The organism is Paenibacillus oenotherae (assembly GCF_019443105.1).
Classification (GTDB): Bacteria; Bacillota; Bacilli; order Paenibacillales; family Paenibacillaceae; genus Paenibacillus_Z; species Paenibacillus_Z oenotherae.
Genome location: NZ_JAHZIJ010000003.1, coordinates 1 through 17,266 on the forward strand (window position 1 = coordinate 1; position 17,266 = coordinate 17,266).

Here is a 17,266-nt window from a genome sequence, read left to right on the forward strand (position 1 = left end):
GGGGAGAACAGTTTCATCGACGGGATCTGCGTCCCTAAAGATGCTTCGTTTTCCCGGCTACCACCATCGTATAACACTTACAAAAATAGGCCAACCAGAATTCTCTGGCTGACCTAATAATACGAAAAAGATGCTTCCAGTCCTACTTTTAGTGGTTTTGGAGGCATCCCTTCACATCATTTGGGACTGACTCATTGGTTATTGAACTTTTCGGACAGCCCCATGGTTTTACTCGCTGGCAGCAACGCCGCCAAGTTTTATTTGAAGAACAAGAAGTGGGTGGGCAGCGGGCGCAGTCTGCCATCGGAGGGCTTGTTCACGACCCGGCCGTTGAAGATGAGCGAGGAGGAGCCGCCGCCATCCAGATTGTAGCCATCGATAGCACCGAAGCGCGATAGCAGAATTTGCATCTCCTGCAGAGTGGCGCCTGAGCTGCCGTTCTCGTTATAGCCATCCGTTACGAGGAACAGCAGCTGATTGTCCTTGTAATTGGCGATAACCGTACGCGGTGCGCGCTTGGGGCTGACCTGCCATTTGTCCGGAATCGACTGGGAAACGCCGTTCTTCATCAGCACCGGGACGAAGGAAGCGCCGAACAATGGCTCCTGCTTGTCGAGCTGCCCCTTATCCCAGTACTTGCCTCCGATCAGCTCCAAATTTTTGTTCATCCCAACGAAGAACAAATCCTTATAGGACGGCTCAAAGCCGCTGATATACTTGCCGTTCATCATCGTTGTGCTGAGCGGATACCGCTTGCCCCGATTATCTGCGAATCCTCCGGCATTCACGCCTGCAACGGCATTGTACCGCTTGGCCGCTGCGAGCGTAGTCTCGGCCTCTCCGACCTTGTCCTTGCCCAGCACCATCTTCATTCCTTTGCTGGTCTTCAGTTTAACCTTGAGCGCATAGCCCTTGAAATTCTGCGCATTGATCTTGAACAGCTGAGCAGCCAAATTATCGGATTGAATCTGGCTGTAGGGTGTTCCGATTTTGCGTGTGATGCGGCGGTCATATATTTTGGCGGGCCTGCCCGCTTGTGTGGTCGCGATTTTGACAATCTGGTTCATGCTGTCATTCGTAGAACGATATAAAGCAATCGACTTCTTGATCGACTTGGCTGTCACGGTTGCCGATTTCTTGGCCGTATCCAGATTGCCGAGCAAGCCGCTCATTTGGTTCCCTATAGCGGCCTCGTCCACTTCAACAGGTTCCGGATAGGTATGCTGCGGCAATGACAGAGAGAAGTTCGCTGCAAGCAGCCAGATCATCAGCCCGACAAAAGGTGCAGTCGTCAACAAACAGAAACGGTTGAGCGCTTTGACTGTCATCATTTCAGCACATCCAGATCCTTCTGCAGTTGGGCCAGACGCTTCTTCACTTCATTGATTTGGGTGTACAGCTTGTTGCTGTTGTCCGTCTTGCTGCTGGCATTATCCTTGGAGAATTCGAGGAGCTGATTAAGCGCGTCAACCTTCCCCTGCACCTTCGTAATCTCGCTGGAGAAGCTGGTTTCCATCCCCTTCAGCTGAGCCTCGTACTTGGCTTGCATGGCTGCGATTTGCTTGGCTGTCTGCTGGCTGACCTCTGTCGTAATGTTCTGCTTTATCTGATCTGTATACCAGATCGCCCCAATAACGCCTGACGCAATCAACAGCATCCAGATGGATAGGAATAGAGGGAGAGTTGCTTTGCCCTTGCGCCTTCTTGTGTTGTAATTGCCTTGTGTTTCTGTCTCCATGCTTGTGTTCATTCCAATCTACTCCTTATTGCTTTTATTTCATAGGGAACAGGCCGAATCTTTATTTTAACATAAAAGCATAGAAACTATTAGACCACATATATTTGCTGCTTGCTTAATAGACGGTAATCAACTAGAATTTTTATGATCTAGTTATTTCATTCTGCAGCTTTCGGAGGTTGGACAATGGCTAAGCCTGATAGAGCCCGTGGTTTGACCTTGATCTATACCGGTGACGGCAAAGGGAAGACGACAGCGGCGCTGGGACTGGCGGTAAGAGCAATTGGCCGCGGCAAGCGGGTGCTGATGCTCCAGTTTATCAAGTCTCCCGATCGTACTTACGGGGAACGGAATACGTTCGAGCGGCTCGGCATTGAGATGGTTCAGACAGGCGTCGGTTTCACCTGGACGAAGACGCCACAGGAGCACCGTGAGGCGCTGGGACTGGCGTGGGAGCTTGCGAAGGAGAAGATATCCTCCGGCGAATATGAGCTGATCATTCTGGATGAGCTTAATAACGCCTTGGCAATTGATCGGTTCCCGATCGATGATGTGCTTACTGTGCATGATGTGGTGGAAACGATTCTGAATCGTCCCCACGGCCTGCATATCGTTATTACAGGAAGAAGCGCCAAACCGGAATTGCTGGAGATTGCTGATCTCGTAACGGAGATGCAGGCGGTCAAGCATTATTATGACGAAGGAATACCTGCTGTGCTTGGAATAGAAGTCTAGCAGTTTCATTCGATAATTGAATAGATGTAATGGAAACAGGTTCCGGGTTCGGTCCGTCAAGGATGGGCCCGGATTAAAAGGGAAGTTCGGTGAAAGTCCGACACGGTCCCGCCACTGTAATGGATACGGGTTATACCCGCCTCTATCGGCATGAAGTCACTGGTTTATCCGGGAAGACGCCGATGAGAGATCCAGAGTCAGGAGACCTGCCTGCTTCTAGCAACTTCATTCCTACGTGGAAATAGGATGGTGTTCGATGCAAGGTCTTTTATTAACGTTAGCAGTGCAGATTCTTTCTTCGTGAGGGAGAACGCGCAGCCTGCTTTCCGCGTTGAAATGACGAGCATCCCGCCTTCCGGGCGGGGTGCTCTTTTTTTTGTGTATGGGTCAAAGGAGGCAGGATGTATGAAAGGCAAATTATTTGTCATTGGCTTCGGTCCGGGAAGCTTCGAGCATATTACGAAACGTGCGCGTGACACGATTGCAGAGAGTGATGTTGTTATTGGCTACAACACCTATGTGGATCTGATCCGCGGTCTGATGAACGGCCAGGAAGTGGTGCGGACCGGGATGACCGAGGAGGTCAGCCGGGCTCAGGAGGCGGTTCGCCAGGCGGAGATGGGGAAGAAGGTTGCTGTTATCTCCAGCGGTGATGCGGGCGTGTATGGAATGGCCGGATTAATCTACGAGGTGCTTGTGCAGAAGGGCTGGTCTGCTGCAACGGGGGTAGAGGTGGAGGTTGTTCCGGGCATATCCGCGATCAATTCAACGGCTTCTCTGCTGGGAGCTCCTATTATGCACGATGCCTGTACGATCAGCTTGAGCGACCATCTTACACCGTGGGCTGTCATTGAGAAACGGATCGAAGCAGCGGCATCGGCCGATTTTGTTATTGCGCTCTACAATCCGCGAAGCGGCAGACGGACCCGCCAGATCGTTGAGGCGCAGCGCATTATGCTTCAGCATCGATCCGCCGATACCCCTGTTGGCATTGTGAAGAGCGCCTATCGTGACCGGGAGCAAGTTGTGATTACGACACTGGCCCAGATGCTGGAGCATGACATCGGCATGCTGACAACGGTGGTCATCGGCAATTCGACAACCTTTCTATATGACGGACTGATGATTACTCCGCGCGGCTATCAGCGCAAATATACGCTGGATGCCGATGTTCAGCCGTTGAAGCCGCACATGCGTCTGCGCAAGGATGCAGAGCCATGGGCGCTTGAGGATGAGGAAGCCGATGTGGATCTGGATGCGTATGAGGAGGATGATCTGGATGCCTATATGGAAGAAAGCTGGCATGCAGAGACGGAGGCGGATGAACGTTCGGCTGCTGATAGCGACGGAGACTTGGAATGGGAAGAAGAGGATGACGACGCGCTGGGAGACTCGCATCTTGCTGTAAAGCCGGGCAATAAGCAGTCGGTCGCAGTCGGCTCTTACGGCCTGGCACTTGAAGCGTTGCAGCTTGTGAAGCGCAAGAAAGGCGAGGCCGTGGATGAGGGAGTACCGGCAAGAAATTTATTCGTGCAAGAGTCGATTCTGGAATTTGCCGTTAGTCCGGGTGTTGTGAATAAAAAAATAACCGCCGCCCAAATGCTGCTCATCGCCGAAGCGGCCGGTGAACGGGGGGAGATCGAGTACTCCACCCAGCATCAGCTCATTCTTCGTGTGCCAACCTCGAACCCGGAGACGCTTACCCGCGGGCTGAGAGAAGCGGGATTGCTGCTCATGCCGCTTGGTGATGTGGCACAGCTCAAGGCATGCGACTTCTGCAACGGGGAGAAGGATGAATCCATCCCTTATGCGGAGCAATTAGCGAAGGGGCTCAATGGGCGCAAAATGCCCAAGGAGCTTAAGATTGGCTTTAACGGCTGCGGCATGGCTTGCTATGGCGCAGTGAACGATGATATCGGAATTATTTATCGCAGGGGCAAGTTCGATCTGTTCCTGGGGGCCAAGCCTGTCGGCAGGAACGCACATTCCGGACAGCCGGTTGCCGAGGGTATCAAACCGGAGCGGCTTATTGAGACGATTGAGCGGATTGTTGCGGCCTATTCGGAGGGCGGATATCCCAATGAGCGATTTTATAAATATTTTAAGAGAGTCGGCAAGGTTGCGGGTTATTCGTATCGGGAGGTTCCGATGTTCGTTATTGAGGATGCGGCCTGCGGCGATTGAGAATGGTATTTGGTACTGGCACGGTGATACAGAAGCAGCACAGAAACTTATCAGGAGGGTGATCCATGGAAGCGGTATTGTTTGTAGGGCATGGGAGTAAGGACACCGGGGGCAATGACGAGGTTAGAGCGTTTGTCGAGGCGATGGCGGAGGGATTGGATGTGCCCATTGTCGAAACCTGCTTCCTTGAATTCGAACCGCCGGGGATGAAGACGGGGATGGAGACCTGTATTCGCAGAGGCGCCAGCAGAATTGCGATTATTCCGATCATGCTGTTCGCGGCTGGACATGCCAAAATTCATATTCCCGCAGCTATTGATGATATGAAGCTGAAGTATCCGCATATTGAATTTCTGTACGGACGTCCTGTAGGCATTCATGATCTTGTCGTCGATATTCTGAAAGCGCGGATGATCGAGGCGGGCTGCTTGAACGAAACGGGAGATGCGGGAGAAGCGATAGCGAGGCAATCGGAGACTGCGATTCTCGTCATTGGAAGAGGAAGCAGCGACCCTGATGCGAACAGCGATCTGTTCAAGATGTCCCGGCTGCTGTGGGAACGGATGAATGTCAAATTCGTCGAAACGGCGTTCATCGGCGTGACGGCGCCGCTTATGGAGGAAGGGATCGAACGCTGTGTCAGACTGGGGGCGAAGCATGTATTTGTGATGCCGTATTTCCTGTTTACCGGTGTGCTGATCAAACGAATGGAAGAGCTGGTAGCTGGCTTGGCGGGCAAATATCCGGGCTGCGATTTTACGCTGGCCGGATATTTCGGACTGCATCCCGTCCTTCAGGATGTGCTGAAAGAACGGGCGGTAGAGGCGCTTCAAGACGAAGTGAAGATGAACTGCTCCATGTGCCAATACAGAATTGCCGCGATGTCAGGCATCGATCATCACCATCATGATCATGAGCATGGACATAGCCATGATCACTCGCATGATCACGATCATGGACACAGCCATGATCACTCGCATGATCACGATCACGCACACAGTCATGATCACCCCCATGATCATCACACGGATCATAACGATGATCATAATCGCTCAACCGATAAGGGCGCTGAACAAGCTGCCGCCTCTTCTGAGACAAAGGCGGTGCAGCGATGAGCCGGGATCTGTTGTTTCTGGCTGGCACGGGGGATGCGAGGGAACTGGCGGTTCGCATTGGTGCGAAGGGCTACACAGTACTGGCTACCGTGGTTACAGATAGCGCAGCCAAATCACTGGCAGAAGCCGGAATTGATACAAGAGTCGGCCGATTGGCTGCTGCGGAGATGAGTGATCTGATTGCAAGCACAGGCATTGCCGCTGTTGTGGATGCCAGCCATCCTTTTGCCGAGGAGGCTTCAAGGAATGCGATAGCGGCTGCGGAGGCTGCCAGCGTTCCATATATCCGTTATGAGCGGGGAAGCAGGAGCTACCATGATCATCCCAATGTCACGATAGTGGATGATTATGCCGGAGCAGCCGAACTCGCAGCACAGCGCCGCGGTGTCATTATGCTGACGACCGGGAGCAAGACACTGTCTGTATTCACGGAACGGCTGCTGGGAGTGCCGGACACAAGACTTATCGCCCGTATGCTCCCCCGCCTGGATAATATGGAGAAGTGTGAGGCGCTTGGTGTCGAGCAGAAAAATATTGTCGCCATGCAAGGTCCCTTCTCCAAGGAGCTGAACAAGGCTTTATTCCAGCAGTTCGGGGTTACGCTGATGATTACGAAGGAGAGCGGCAAGGAAGGCGCGGTTGACGATAAGCTGGAGGCGGCGCTGGAGATGGGCATCGACACGATAATGATCGGCCGCCCGGCTGTTGATTATGGCACGCAGTTTTCCGGATTTGATGAAGTGATTGCACAAATTGAACGAATGATCGGGAGGCGTTGACAATGGATTTTCAAACCGAGTTTAAGCCCTTGACGGTGCAGCCGCAGGAGATTGAGGAGAAGAGCTTTGAGATGATCAAGGAGGAACTGGGCGAGCATCCTTTTACGGAGGAGCAGTTTCCGGTTGTGCAGCGCGTCATTCATGCTTCGGCAGATTTCGAGCTGGGACGCAGTCTGATATTCCACAGGGACGCGATAACGGCGGGTATTGCAGCTGTTCGCTCAGGCAAGCTCGTTGTGGCGGATGTGCAGATGGTTCAGGTAGGGATCAGCAAGCCCCGCATTGAGAAATTCGGCGGCGACGTGAAGGTATTCATCTCGGACCCGGACGTGATGCAGGAGGCGAAACGGTTGAACACGACTCGTGCGATCATCTCCATCCGCAAAGCGATCAAGGAGGCGGACGGCGGCATATTCGCGATCGGCAACGCGCCGACGGCGCTGCTGGAGCTGATTCGGCTGATCAAGACAGGCGAGGCAAGACCGGGGCTTGTAATCGGCATGCCGGTCGGCTTCGTATCGGCGGCGGAATCCAAGGAGGAGCTGGCCAAGCTGGATATTCCTTTTATCACGAATCTGGGCAGAAAAGGCGGAAGTCCCGTTACTGTCGCAGCTCTTAACGCGATCTCCTTAATGGCGGAACGGCAGGAGTAGCCCATGAGCAGCGGTCAACAAGAGGACAAGCCGTTAAGGCATGGCTATACGACGGGCTCATGTGCCACTGCTACAACCAAGGCTGCACTGCTCGCGCTTATTCTGCAGGAGCAGCATCTCGAAGCGGAAATCCGGCTGCCGATCGGGAAGGATGTGACCTTCCAGATGGTTCAATGCGATTTCAACGCCGATTCCGCAACTGCGGGAACGATCAAGGATGGCGGCGATGACCCTGATGCGACGCATGGCGCGCTTATTCAGTCCACTGTATCGTGGACGGATGGCAGCGGGATTGAGCTGGACGGCGGTATCGGCGTTGGCCGAGTAACGAAGCCGGGTCTTCCCGTTGAGGTGGGGCTGGCCGCTATTAATCCGGTTCCGAAACGGATGATTACCGAGACGGCTGCTGCTGTGCTGGAGGAATACGCCATTGCAGAGCGGGGTGTACGGATTGTGATCTCTGTTCCTGATGGGGAGGAAAGGGCCAAGAAAACGTTGAACGGCCGCCTGGGCATTATTGGAGGCATCTCCATTCTGGGGACGAGGGGAACCGTCGTGCCCTTCTCAAGCTCCGCCTACAAGGCCAGTGTTGCACAGGCGATCAGTGTAGCTGTGGCAGGCGGCTGCTCCCACATCGTCCTCTCCACAGGCGGCAGGAGCGAGAAGGTCGGGATGGAGATCTACCCGGAGCTGAAGGAAGAGGCATTCATTGAGATGGGCGACTTTATCGGATTCGCGCTGTTGATGAGCCGGAAGCACCCGGAGATCAAGAAGGTTACGCTTGTCGGCATGATGGGCAAATTCTCCAAGCTGGCGCAGGGCATTATGATGGTCCATTCCAAGAGCGCCCCGATCGATTTTGATTTCCTGGCCAAGGTCGCGCAGGAGAGCGGAGCGCCAGCGGACGAGGTCGCGTTCATACGAACGGCCAACACTGCTTCGCAGGTCGGGGATCGGATGGCGGAGCTGGGGTTGAACGTTTTTTTTGAAACATTGTGCGAATATTGCTGCCATTCCAGCCTGGTGACGGTTGGGGGCGGGCTTGAGGTGGAGACGGTGCTGTGCACGTTAAAAGGGGAACGGTTAGGAAGGGTGAGCAAGCATGGGTGAGCCCATCAAAGTGATAGGAATCGGTGACGACGGTGCGGCAGGTCTGCTTCCCGTTTATTTGAAGTGGATTCAGGAAAGCGCGGTGCTGGTTGGCGGTGAGCGCCAGCTCAGCTTCTTCAGCGATTATCGCGGGGAGAAAATAACCGTCAAAAGCGGACTGAGCGATCTCGTCAGCCGCCTGAGCGCAGAGACGGGGAAGACGGTCGTATTGGCATCGGGCGACCCGCTCTTTTATGGCATCGGCGGTTATTTGGCTGCGCGGCTGGATGTTGAGATCTACCCGCATGTCAGCGCGCTGCAGCTTGCCTTTGCACGTATGGGGGAGAGCTGGCAGGATGCCTATGTGACAAGCGTTCACGGACGGAGTATCAAGGGACTTGCGCAGCGGATCGACGGACGGTCGAAGGTCGCGCTGCTTACGGATGAGAACAACAGCCCGCAAGTGATAGCGGACTATCTGCTTCATTTCGGGATGACGGAATACCGTGCTTTTGTCGCGGAGAATTTGGAGGGGCCAGATGAACGGATCGGCTGGTACAGCCTCCAGGAAATGCGCGAGGGAAGCTTCTCGCCGCTGAATATGGTCATTCTGAAGCGGGATTCGGAGCCGCAAAGGCGCTGGCCGCTGGGCATACCGGATGAGGAATTCTCCCAGCGCAAGCCGGACAAGGGGCTTATTACGAAGCGGGAGATCAGGGTGCTGACGCTGGCGCAGCTTGGCCTGCATTCCCACAGCATTGTATGGGATATCGGCACCTGCACGGGCTCCATTGCGATAGAAGCCGGACGAATCGCCAAATACGGCGAGGTGTATGCAGTGGAGAAGAATGAGGAGGATCTGGAGAACTGCCGCATGAATAGCGCCAAGTTCCGCGTGGACATAACGACGCTGCATGCCAAGGCGCCAAACGGGCTGGACGCTTTCCCGGACCCTGACGCGGTATTCATCGGAGGCAGCGGCGGGGAGCTGAAGGAGCTGCTGAGGCTGTGCGGACAAAGGCTGCGGCCGGGTGGCAGAATCGTACTTAATGCGATTACGCTGGAGAATTTGACGGAAGCGATGGGGACGCTCAAGGAGATCGGCTACGAGGCCAGCGTGTCGATGACCCAGATTTCAAGAAGCAAGCCAATTCTGGCCATGACCCGATTGGAAGGACTTAATCCCGTATTTATTGTGACAGCCAGCCGTGAGGAGGAGAAGGGCAGCGATGAGTAACAGCAGTGGTATTGGTGTATTGTACGGGCTGGGAGTAGGGCCGGGCGATCCAGAACTGATTACAGTCAAAGCGTTCCGGGTGTTGAAGGAATCGCCTGTGATCGCTTACCCCAAGAAAAGGTCTGGAAGCAAGAGCTACGCTCTGCAAATTGTGGAGACCTACATCAATCCGGCGGAGAAGGAAATGCTGGGACTGATCTTCCCGATGACGAAGGATCAAGCATCGCTGGAGAGGCAGTGGCTGAAGACGGTGGAGGCAGTATGGGGACAACTGGTGCAAGGGCGCGATGTCGCTTTTGTCACGGAAGGCGATCCGATGCTGTTCAGCACCTTTATCCACATGATGCGATTGATGCGCGAGCAGCATCCCGAGGTGAAGATCAAGACTGTGCCGGGTATCTCTTCGATTAACGGCGCAGCCTCCCGGCTGAATCTGCCGCTTGCTGACGGCGACGAGCAGATTGCGATTGTTCCGGCTACTGATGACCGGGATGCGATGCGCAAAGCGCTGCTGGAGCATGACTGCGTTATTTTTCTGAAGGTGGCCAAGGTGCTGGATGAGATGATCGACCTGCTGGGTGAGCTGAACCTGCTTCGTCATGCGGCAGTGCTGTCCAAAGTAACCTCTGATGAAGAGGTCGTCTGGACACAGGTGGAGGAGCTGCGGGGCGCTGATCCCGGCTACTTGACCTTGATGATTGTAAGAAAGTAGCACACAGCTTATGACGGAGAAAGGGCATGATTCCATGAAAATATATATCGTTGGCGCAGGGCCGGGCGATCCCGATCTGATCACAGTGAAAGGGCTGCGGCTGCTGCAGGAGGCGGATGTCGTCTTCTACACCGACTCGCTTGTCAGCGAGGATCTGGTGGCCAAAGCGAAGCCTGGAGCCGAGATCGTGAAAAGCTCCGGCATGGCTCTCGAAGAGATGGTGGCCTTCATTGCGGAGCGGGTGCGCGAGGGCAAAATGCTTGTGCGGCTCCATACCGGCGATCCTGCGGTATACGGAGCGACGATGGAGCAGATGGCGCTGCTGCGCAGGGAAGGCATCGCTACGGAGATTATCCCCGGCGTAAGCTCGGTATTCGCGGCAGCGGCGGCGGCGGGCGCCGAATTAACGATCCCGGATTTGACGCAGACGCTTATTCTGACAAGGGCGGAGGGGCGTACGCCTGTACCGGACAGGGAGAAGCTGCAGGATCTGGCCTCCCATCATTGTACGCTGGCGCTGTTCCTGAGCTCGACGTTGACCAAGAAGGTGACAAGAGAGCTGCTGGAAGCGGGCTGGAGTCCGGATACGCCGGTTGTTGTCGTGCAGCGGGCTTCATGGCCTGACCAGCTTATTGTCCGCACGACGGTTGCCGGAATGGATGAGGCGATGAGGCAGAACGGCATTCGCTCCCATGCGATGATCCTGGCGGGCTGGGCGCTTGATCCGGCTATCCACGACAAGGATGAATACCGCTCCAAGCTGTATGACCGGACCTTTACCCATGGATTCCGCAAGGGTGAGAAGCCATGACGGTGCCTGTTATTGAGCTGAGGGAAGGGGAGCTTCCCGCTGTATCAGTCGGGGGCGATATTGCCATTATCGCCATTACGAAGCATGGGGTCGAGCTGGCGAGAAGAATGAAGGGACTGTTCCCCAATACGGATATGTACTGCATGTCCAAATTCGCGCGGGGCGATGAGGAGCAGCGGGGCATTCAGCTCTTCTCCGGCAGTGTGCGGATGCTGTTCCCGGCGCTGTTCCCGGCTTACAAAGGCCTGGTCATTATTATTTCTCTAGGTGCTGTCGTTCGGATGATTGCGCCTCTGCTGCAGGATAAGAAGACGGATCCCGGCATCGTCGTTGTCGATGATACGGGGGAGCATGTCATCAGCGTCTTGTCCGGCCATCTTGGCGGTGCCAATGAGCTGACCCGCGAGGTAGCGGCTGCTATTGGAGCAAGAGCGGTCATTACAACCGCTTCCGATGTGCAGAAGACGATAGCGGTCGATCTGTTTGGCCGCCGTTTCGGCTGGACATGGGAATCCGATGCCAAGTTGACGCCGGTCAGCGCCTCTGTTGTCAATGAAGAACGGGTTGCGGTCGTGCAGGAATCCGGCGAGCCGTCCTGGTGGCCGGCAGATCGTCCGCTTCCCGCCAATATTGGGCTCTATCCTTCTATTGCCGAAGCGCTGGAAGCCTCGCCGGATGCCGCGCTGATCGTTACACACCGTCTGCTGGAGGACGCCGAGCAAGCTATTCTGGACAATGGCGTGCTCTATCGTCCCAGGTCGATTGTCCTTGGGGTCGGCTGCAATCGCGGCACGGCTGCCGAGGAGATTGAAGCGGTGATTAGCGAGACGCTTGCGGAGCTGCGCTTCTCCATCCGCAGCGTCAAGGCGGTCTGCTCCATTGACTTGAAGCAGGATGAAGCGGGACTGCTGGAGGTCACTTCCAGGCATGGTTGGGATTTTGTCTGTTACAGCGCTGAGGAGCTGAATGGATGCAAGCTTGAAGAGCCGTCGGAGACCGTCTACAAATTTACGGGCGCCTATGGTGTCAGCGAGCCTGCGGCGAAGCTGTACAGCGGTGCGGAGAAGCTTGTCGTCACGAAGAAGAAATCCGGCAATGTGACGCTGTCGGTGGGGCTGATGACGTATCAAGGAAGCAGTGCAGAGAGAAGGGAATAGGGCGATGCATAATAGAATCGTAATTGCAGGGACGGGAAGCAGTGTTGGCAAGACGACGTTAACGCTGGGAATTATGGCCGCGCTGCGGCATAGAGGCTTGACCGTCCAAGGATTCAAGTGCGGACCGGACTATATCGATCCGACCTATCATACGGCAGTTACAGGCCGGACGTCCCGCAATCTGGATAGCTGGATGCTGGAGACGGAGGATCTGAAAGCAGTGTTCCTGCGCGGATCAGAGGGAGCTGACATCTCCATTATTGAAGGCGTAATGGGACTGTTCGACGGGAAGAACCCGCTCTCGAACGAAGGGACGACTGCCGAGATCAGCTGCATCATCGGAGCGCCGGTCATTCTGGTCGTCAATTGCCAGAGCATGGCCAGAAGCGCTGCCGCAATCGTGAAGGGGTTCCAATGCTTCTCCGATGATGTGCAGATTAAGGGTGTCATAGCCAACAAGGTTGGCAGCAGCAACCATTACAAGCTGGTGAAGAGCGCGATTGAGCAGGAATGCGGAATTCCTGTGCTCGGTTATTTGCCCCGCGAGAGTGGCATTGCTATTCCTGAGCGGCATCTTGGCTTGATCCCTTCGGTTGAGCGGGGAGAGCTTGACGAGCTGTTCAGCAAGCTGGCTCAGTTGATTGGCGAAACGATAGATTTGGATCGTCTGCTGGAGGTTGCCGCCAGCCGTTCAACGGTACAATCGGACTCCAGGCTATTCCGCCCGTCACCGGAGCTTGCCGCAGCAGGGAATGTGCGAATCGCTGTCGCCCGCGATGCCGCCTTTCATTTCTACTATCCGGAGAATCTGGAGCTGCTGGAGGCGAGCGGAGCGGAGCTTGCCTTCTTCTCGCCTCTCGCAGGAGAAGCCGTGCCACCTGATGTCAGCGGCCTCTATTTGGGAGGGGGATTCCCGGAGGAGTTCGCGGAGACGCTTGCTGGCAATGAAGGTGTGAAGGCATCCGTTCGCGAGGCTGTCCAATCCGGCATGCCAACGCTTGCCGAATGCGGCGGTTATATGTACCTGACCGAGGCCATTGTGTCCACGGACGGGCATCGGCATGCCATGGTGGGCCTCATACCCGGCGAGGTCACGATGCAGAAGAAGCTGGCAGCGCTTGGCTACAGGGAAGTGACGGCAGCAGCGGGCCATTACCTCATCGAAGCGGGAGAGACGGCCAAGGGGCATGAGTTCCATTATTCCACTTATAATGCGCTTGGCCACGCTGGCGAACCGGCTTACACGGTCAAGGGTATGCGGGGAACGCAGCCGGACGGTTATAGAACCGCCAATCTTTCGGCGGGCTATACGCATCTTCATTTTGCATCCGCGCCCTTTATTCCGCAGCGCTTTGTGAAGGCTTGCAGACAATACCAGGGGCATGACACCGAAATCCGGACGTAAGCAGGATCTGCTGATAGACAATAGGTGAGAGACAGGAGAGGAACGAAAGAATGAGTGCAATCGAATGGATCAAAAAACGCCGTGCCATCCGGCAATTTACGAGCAAGCCGGTAGAGGAGAGCAAGCTGCGGAGCCTGCTGGAAGCGGCTGTATGGTCGCCGAATGACCGTATGCGGGAGCCATGGCATTTCTATGTCATCAGGGGCGAAGCCAAGCGGAAATATGAAGCGGCAGCGGAACAGTTTCTGCAGGAGCGCTTTCCCACCAAGCCGCGTCTTGTTGAGGAGTCGCTGAAGGTGCTGTACAATATTCCGGCCCTTATCGTAGTGACGGCCGATCTCGTAGAAGGCGATAGCGATGCATCGGAGGATAACGTCTTCGCAAGCTGCTGCGCCGCTTATTCCATCTGGCTGGCTGCTGAGGAGCTGGGGCTTGGCTGTGTTTGGCGAACACGCGGTATCGGACTCGTCCGCGATGAGCGGCTGCGTGCGCTGCTCCAATGCCCGGAGAACCGGAAAATTGTCGGCACGCTGTGCATCGGCTACGCCAACGAAGCGCCCGAACCGCCGAAGCGCAACCATTATGAGGATAAGACGACCTGGCTGCAGTAGATGAAGCGGGAGGGGATAAGAGATGACGACATGGAATTTGCAAGAGACATACTGCCACCTGCTCATATGCAATGGCGGGAGCTGCATGAAGCGCAGCGGCGAGGAAGTGACCCAGGCGATTCGCGCCGAGATCGCCGATTTGCAGGCGGACAGGTATATCCACACCTCCCGAACGCGGTGCAACGGCAGATGCTCGGATGCCTGTGTCGTTATCGCTTACCCGGAGGGCGTATGGTACAACGGCATTACGCCTGAACTGGGAAGAGAGCTTGTTCGCAAGCATCTCGCCGGAGAACGGCTGGAGGAGCAGGTGGCGTACGCGTTCGGAGACCGCCGATTCGTTGCCACGGGCCGATTCATAGAAGGAACAGCTAAAGGCTAATAAAGCAGTGCGCGGCAAGGCGAAGCGTGCAGCGGCCTCAGGAGCGGTCCCGGCAGCTCATTATCGCTGTCCAAGCAGAATAAGTCCGGCTTCCATCTTCGTCAGAGGGGCGGCAGCAGAAGCTGCGCGGTCTGCCGCTGCCCCCTTCAGCTTGCGGATTTCCTGGAGTTGTGTCCTGGTTGCAGGCTGCCTCTTCATGAGCGCGTCAAAGTTCTCATACGCTATTTTTGCTGCGAGCTTCCTGTCATCCAGCGAATGAATCATTCCATACATCGCCTCGATCGCCAGCTCCTTGCTGCGTAGGCCGAACCCTGAATCGGTGCTTAACAGAAACCGGTCCGGAAACGCCCGCATCACCTCAACAAAATCCTCAAGTGAATCGTTGCTTCCACTATTGAATGCTGTAAATCCGGCATAGAAATCCACATACAAATTGGGATGCTCCGCCAGCAAACGCCGGATATTATCCGGGGAATTATACACATTCGCATGTGCGAATATGAAGGTAGTGTCCGGGTAGGCTTCGAGCGCCTCCTCCAGCTTGTCAACGGCCACGCCGCTTGGAGGATCAATATGGAGGAGCAGAGGCGCCTTGTATTCCGCGCACAGTTCGTAGAGCTGAGGCAGGTAGCCATCCATCGGATGCTCGGTTTTCCAGGGAACATTGGCTAATAAGGGCGAATGAGTCGAAGCAGCAGCAATTTCCCCGATTCCATAGTAACCTCTCTCCAGCTTCTCCCTTGCAACCTCCACACTGGATGGATCATGCAGATCGATCCCGGAGAAGAAGGGAATGATAACGTCAGGATGGGCCTCATAGGCCTCCCATGCCGTCTCATCGGTATTCACCGCGCTTGGCTCGGAGACGTCTCCGAACAGGACGATACGATCAACACCATTGCGCTGCCACAGGTTGATTATCGACGTATAATTAGAGCTGCTGGCGCCATGATTATGGACATCGGCGAGCGGGAGGCCGCCATATAATTCGATTAGTTGGGTCAAAGACAGCTCAGAGCCGCTGCCTTCTCTCTTCTCCAATTCGAGCACATCAGCATCGTCATGGAACAGGATTCTGCTAATGATGATGATCCCGATAAAAAGCGTCCCGGTCATCGCATATAACGTATTGCGATGCTTCTTCTTCTTGTTCATGTGAGTCACCTATTATCCTCGTAATGTGATCCAGAGCCGAACCATGCTTGCCCAAGCCTCCTGATTCCTTCCTCAATGATATCCCCGTTCATCCCGCCGAAGCCCAGCATGATGTAGGAGGAAGGACAATCGCCCGGGTCTGTCCAGTGATGCTGCGGCGAGTAGACATGAACGCCAGCTTGCCCCGCCAATTGCAGAAGCTCGTCTCTCTCTCGATTATGGACAACAAGTATAAGATGCAGTCCGGCCTTCTGTCCGATAATTTCCACATGATTGCCCATATGGTTCATGATGGCGGCGATCATAGCTTTATGCTTCGTCTGATAGAGCCGTCTCATTCTGCGGATATGCCGTTCAAAATGCCCTTCTCTCATAAACAGGAGCATCGCGGCTCCCAGAAGGGGAGAGACCGACTGGCTGTAGGAGCCCATGCGCTGCTGGAATGCTTGCGTAAGCGGCAACGGCATGACGGTATAGGTTAATCTTACTGCAGGAATAAAGGATTTGGAGAAGGAGCCCAGATAGATGACCCTCTCGTCATTATCCAGTGCTTTCAGTGCGGGAATAGGCTGCCCCTGGTAACGGAACTCGCTGTCATAGTCATCCTCGATAATGAAGCTGTCGTGCTCGCCAGCCCATTGAAGCAGCTTGTTGCGTTTCTGAATGGGCAGCACCATGCCGAGCGGAAATTGATGGGATGGCGTCACATAGACAGCCTTCGCCTTCTGCCGGCTTAATTGGGTCAATGACAGCCCGTCATGATCAAGGCCTATCGGCGCAACCGTGCATCCATGATTGTTGAATACGGTTCGGACGCCCTCGTAGCCGGGATTCTCCATCGCGATCGTCTCTCCTGTTAATGGGAGCAGCTGGCAAAGCAGGCTTACTGCTTGCTGCGTTCCCGAGGAGAGGAAGATCTGGTCCGGAGAGCAGCTGACACCTCGTGATTGATACAAATATTGGGCGATTTCGCTGCGGAGAGCGGGCGAGCCTTGGGGATGTCCGTAGCCGAACACCTCTTTGGGGTCGCATTGCAGCGCTCCGAGCAGACATTTGCGCCAAAGCGCATACGGAAATGCTTCCTGCTCCACATCCCCATAACGAAAATCATACCGGGACCGCACCGAAGCCTCTTTCTGGCTCTGGCTGCGGATTCCGGCGGCAGATGCCGGGGGAAGAACCGTACCCGAAGGAGGCTGTTCCAAAGCCAGTACGCGCAGTCCGCTGCGCAGCCTGCTTTCGGCATAGCCTTCAGCTACGAGCTGCTGATAGGCGGTCTCAATCGTATTTTTGCTGAGCTTCAAATGAGCGGACAGCTGCCTGATGGAAGGCAGACGGCTTCCCTCTTTGATCGCTCCCGATTCTATTTCCTGCTTCATGAAGCTGTATAGCTGCATGTAGATGGGGGTGCTGCTTTCTTTGTCGAGCCATGGGGTTATCGCAATCATTGTCCACCGTCTGTCCCTGTGAGATTGATGCAATCTGTCGCTTTTTGCAAGGACA

At 55.1% G+C, this 17,266-nt stretch carries 17 protein-coding genes and 1 riboswitch; of the genes, 13 read left to right on the forward strand and 4 right to left on the reverse strand.

The window, feature by feature from the left end:
- Positions 1-257: 257 nt before the first annotated feature.
- Positions 258-1,331, reverse strand: coding sequence for a phosphodiester glycosidase family protein (locus K0T92_RS06250; RefSeq protein WP_219871593.1), 1,074 nt, complete (start codon positions 1,329-1,331; stop codon positions 258-260).
- Positions 1,328-1,750, reverse strand: coding sequence for a hypothetical protein (locus K0T92_RS06255; RefSeq protein WP_246627933.1), 423 nt, complete (start codon positions 1,748-1,750; stop codon positions 1,328-1,330). Before K0T92_RS06255 ends, K0T92_RS06250 begins: the two co-directional genes overlap by 4 nt.
- Positions 1,751-1,924: 174 nt before the next feature.
- Here K0T92_RS06255 and cobO point away from each other — a divergent pair, with 174 nt between their 5' ends.
- The 13 genes from cobO (at position 1,925) to K0T92_RS06320 (ending at position 14,608) form a co-directional block, all read left to right on the forward strand.
- Positions 1,925-2,473: a cob(I)yrinic acid a,c-diamide adenosyltransferase gene (gene cobO / locus K0T92_RS06260; RefSeq protein ID WP_219871594.1), complete on the forward strand. Its 549-nt coding sequence runs from the start codon at positions 1,925-1,927 to the stop codon at positions 2,471-2,473.
- Positions 2,474-2,493: 20 nt separating this feature from the next.
- Positions 2,494-2,701: riboswitch (cobalamin riboswitch) on the forward strand.
- A gap of 177 nt (positions 2,702-2,878) precedes the next feature.
- The gene (gene cobJ, locus K0T92_RS06265) at positions 2,879-4,657 is read left to right on the forward strand and encodes a precorrin-3B C(17)-methyltransferase (RefSeq protein ID WP_219871595.1); all 1,779 of its coding nucleotides are present in this window, start codon (positions 2,879-2,881) and stop codon (positions 4,655-4,657) included.
- A 65-nt stretch (positions 4,658-4,722) separates the two neighbouring features.
- Positions 4,723-5,772: a sirohydrochlorin chelatase gene (locus K0T92_RS06270; protein ID WP_219871596.1), complete on the forward strand. Its 1,050-nt coding sequence runs from the start codon at positions 4,723-4,725 to the stop codon at positions 5,770-5,772.
- Positions 5,769-6,551, forward strand: coding sequence for a precorrin-6A reductase (cobK, locus tag K0T92_RS06275; protein ID WP_219871597.1), 783 nt, complete (start codon positions 5,769-5,771; stop codon positions 6,549-6,551). Before K0T92_RS06270 ends, cobK begins: the two co-directional genes overlap by 4 nt.
- 2 nt (positions 6,552-6,553) lie before the next feature.
- The gene (locus K0T92_RS06280) at positions 6,554-7,204 is read left to right on the forward strand and encodes a precorrin-8X methylmutase (RefSeq protein ID WP_219871598.1); all 651 of its coding nucleotides are present in this window, start codon (positions 6,554-6,556) and stop codon (positions 7,202-7,204) included.
- A gap of 3 nt (positions 7,205-7,207) precedes the next feature.
- A complete protein-coding gene (locus tag K0T92_RS06285) occupies positions 7,208-8,314 on the forward strand; it encodes a cobalt-precorrin-5B (C(1))-methyltransferase (RefSeq protein ID WP_219871599.1) in 1,107 nt (368 codons plus the stop codon).
- Positions 8,307-9,530 (forward strand): precorrin-6y C5,15-methyltransferase (decarboxylating) subunit CbiE, encoded by a 1,224-nt coding sequence (cbiE, locus tag K0T92_RS06290; RefSeq protein WP_219871600.1) that lies wholly within the window; start codon positions 8,307-8,309, stop codon positions 9,528-9,530. The genes K0T92_RS06285 and cbiE overlap by 8 nt, the downstream gene beginning before the upstream one ends.
- On the forward strand, positions 9,523-10,242 hold the full coding sequence (cobI, locus tag K0T92_RS06295; RefSeq protein ID WP_219871601.1) for a precorrin-2 C(20)-methyltransferase: 720 nt from the start codon (positions 9,523-9,525) through the stop codon (positions 10,240-10,242). Before cbiE ends, cobI begins: the two co-directional genes overlap by 8 nt.
- Positions 10,243-10,276: 34 nt before the next feature.
- Positions 10,277-11,053 (forward strand): precorrin-4 C(11)-methyltransferase, encoded by a 777-nt coding sequence (gene cobM, locus K0T92_RS06300; RefSeq protein WP_219871602.1) that lies wholly within the window; start codon positions 10,277-10,279, stop codon positions 11,051-11,053.
- The gene (locus K0T92_RS06305) at positions 11,050-12,210 is read left to right on the forward strand and encodes a cobalt-precorrin 5A hydrolase (protein WP_219871603.1); all 1,161 of its coding nucleotides are present in this window, start codon (positions 11,050-11,052) and stop codon (positions 12,208-12,210) included. The genes cobM and K0T92_RS06305 overlap by 4 nt, the downstream gene beginning before the upstream one ends.
- A 4-nt stretch (positions 12,211-12,214) precedes the next feature.
- Positions 12,215-13,615, forward strand: a complete 1,401-nt coding sequence (locus tag K0T92_RS06310) for a cobyrinic acid a,c-diamide synthase CobB (RefSeq protein ID WP_219871604.1) — start codon at positions 12,215-12,217, stop codon at positions 13,613-13,615.
- Positions 13,616-13,665: 50 nt separating this feature from the next.
- The gene (locus tag K0T92_RS06315) at positions 13,666-14,226 is read left to right on the forward strand and encodes a nitroreductase family protein (protein ID WP_219871605.1); all 561 of its coding nucleotides are present in this window, start codon (positions 13,666-13,668) and stop codon (positions 14,224-14,226) included.
- A 22-nt stretch (positions 14,227-14,248) separates the two neighbouring features.
- Entirely contained in the window at positions 14,249-14,608 is a 360-nt protein-coding gene (locus K0T92_RS06320) for a (2Fe-2S) ferredoxin domain-containing protein (RefSeq protein WP_219871606.1), read from the forward strand.
- Positions 14,609-14,668: 60 nt separating this feature from the next.
- Here K0T92_RS06320 and K0T92_RS06325 read toward each other — a convergent pair whose 3' ends face one another.
- Positions 14,669-15,763, reverse strand: coding sequence for an amidohydrolase family protein (locus K0T92_RS06325; RefSeq protein WP_219871607.1), 1,095 nt, complete (start codon positions 15,761-15,763; stop codon positions 14,669-14,671).
- A gap of 5 nt (positions 15,764-15,768) precedes the next feature.
- Positions 15,769-17,211 carry a MocR-like pyridoxine biosynthesis transcription factor PdxR gene (gene pdxR / locus K0T92_RS06330; RefSeq protein WP_219871608.1) on the reverse strand — a complete coding sequence of 481 codons (1,443 nt, stop codon included), beginning with the start codon at positions 17,209-17,211 and terminating at the stop codon, positions 15,769-15,771.
- Positions 17,212-17,266 lie beyond the last annotated feature (55 nt).

Coding starts and splice junctions, on each gene's coding strand:
- K0T92_RS06250 (WP_219871593.1), bottom strand. CDS start 1,331: ATGATGACAGTCAAAGCGCTCAACCGTTTCTGTTTGTTGACGACTGCA.
- K0T92_RS06255 (WP_246627933.1), bottom strand. CDS start 1,750: ATGAACACAAGCATGGAGACAGAAACACAAGGCAATTACAACACAAGA.
- cobO (WP_219871594.1), top strand. CDS start 1,925: ATGGCTAAGCCTGATAGAGCCCGTGGTTTGACCTTGATCTATACCGGT.
- cobJ (WP_219871595.1), top strand. CDS start 2,879: ATGAAAGGCAAATTATTTGTCATTGGCTTCGGTCCGGGAAGCTTCGAG.
- K0T92_RS06270 (WP_219871596.1), top strand. CDS start 4,723: ATGGAAGCGGTATTGTTTGTAGGGCATGGGAGTAAGGACACCGGGGGC.
- cobK (WP_219871597.1), top strand. CDS start 5,769: ATGAGCCGGGATCTGTTGTTTCTGGCTGGCACGGGGGATGCGAGGGAA.
- K0T92_RS06280 (WP_219871598.1), top strand. CDS start 6,554: ATGGATTTTCAAACCGAGTTTAAGCCCTTGACGGTGCAGCCGCAGGAG.
- K0T92_RS06285 (WP_219871599.1), top strand. CDS start 7,208: ATGAGCAGCGGTCAACAAGAGGACAAGCCGTTAAGGCATGGCTATACG.
- cbiE (WP_219871600.1), top strand. CDS start 8,307: ATGGGTGAGCCCATCAAAGTGATAGGAATCGGTGACGACGGTGCGGCA.
- cobI (WP_219871601.1), top strand. CDS start 9,523: ATGAGTAACAGCAGTGGTATTGGTGTATTGTACGGGCTGGGAGTAGGG.
- cobM (WP_219871602.1), top strand. CDS start 10,277: ATGAAAATATATATCGTTGGCGCAGGGCCGGGCGATCCCGATCTGATC.
- K0T92_RS06305 (WP_219871603.1), top strand. CDS start 11,050: ATGACGGTGCCTGTTATTGAGCTGAGGGAAGGGGAGCTTCCCGCTGTA.
- K0T92_RS06310 (WP_219871604.1), top strand. CDS start 12,215: ATGCATAATAGAATCGTAATTGCAGGGACGGGAAGCAGTGTTGGCAAG.
- K0T92_RS06315 (WP_219871605.1), top strand. CDS start 13,666: ATGAGTGCAATCGAATGGATCAAAAAACGCCGTGCCATCCGGCAATTT.
- K0T92_RS06320 (WP_219871606.1), top strand. CDS start 14,249: ATGACGACATGGAATTTGCAAGAGACATACTGCCACCTGCTCATATGC.
- K0T92_RS06325 (WP_219871607.1), bottom strand. CDS start 15,763: ATGAACAAGAAGAAGAAGCATCGCAATACGTTATATGCGATGACCGGG.
- pdxR (WP_219871608.1), bottom strand. CDS start 17,211: ATGATTGCGATAACCCCATGGCTCGACAAAGAAAGCAGCACCCCCATC.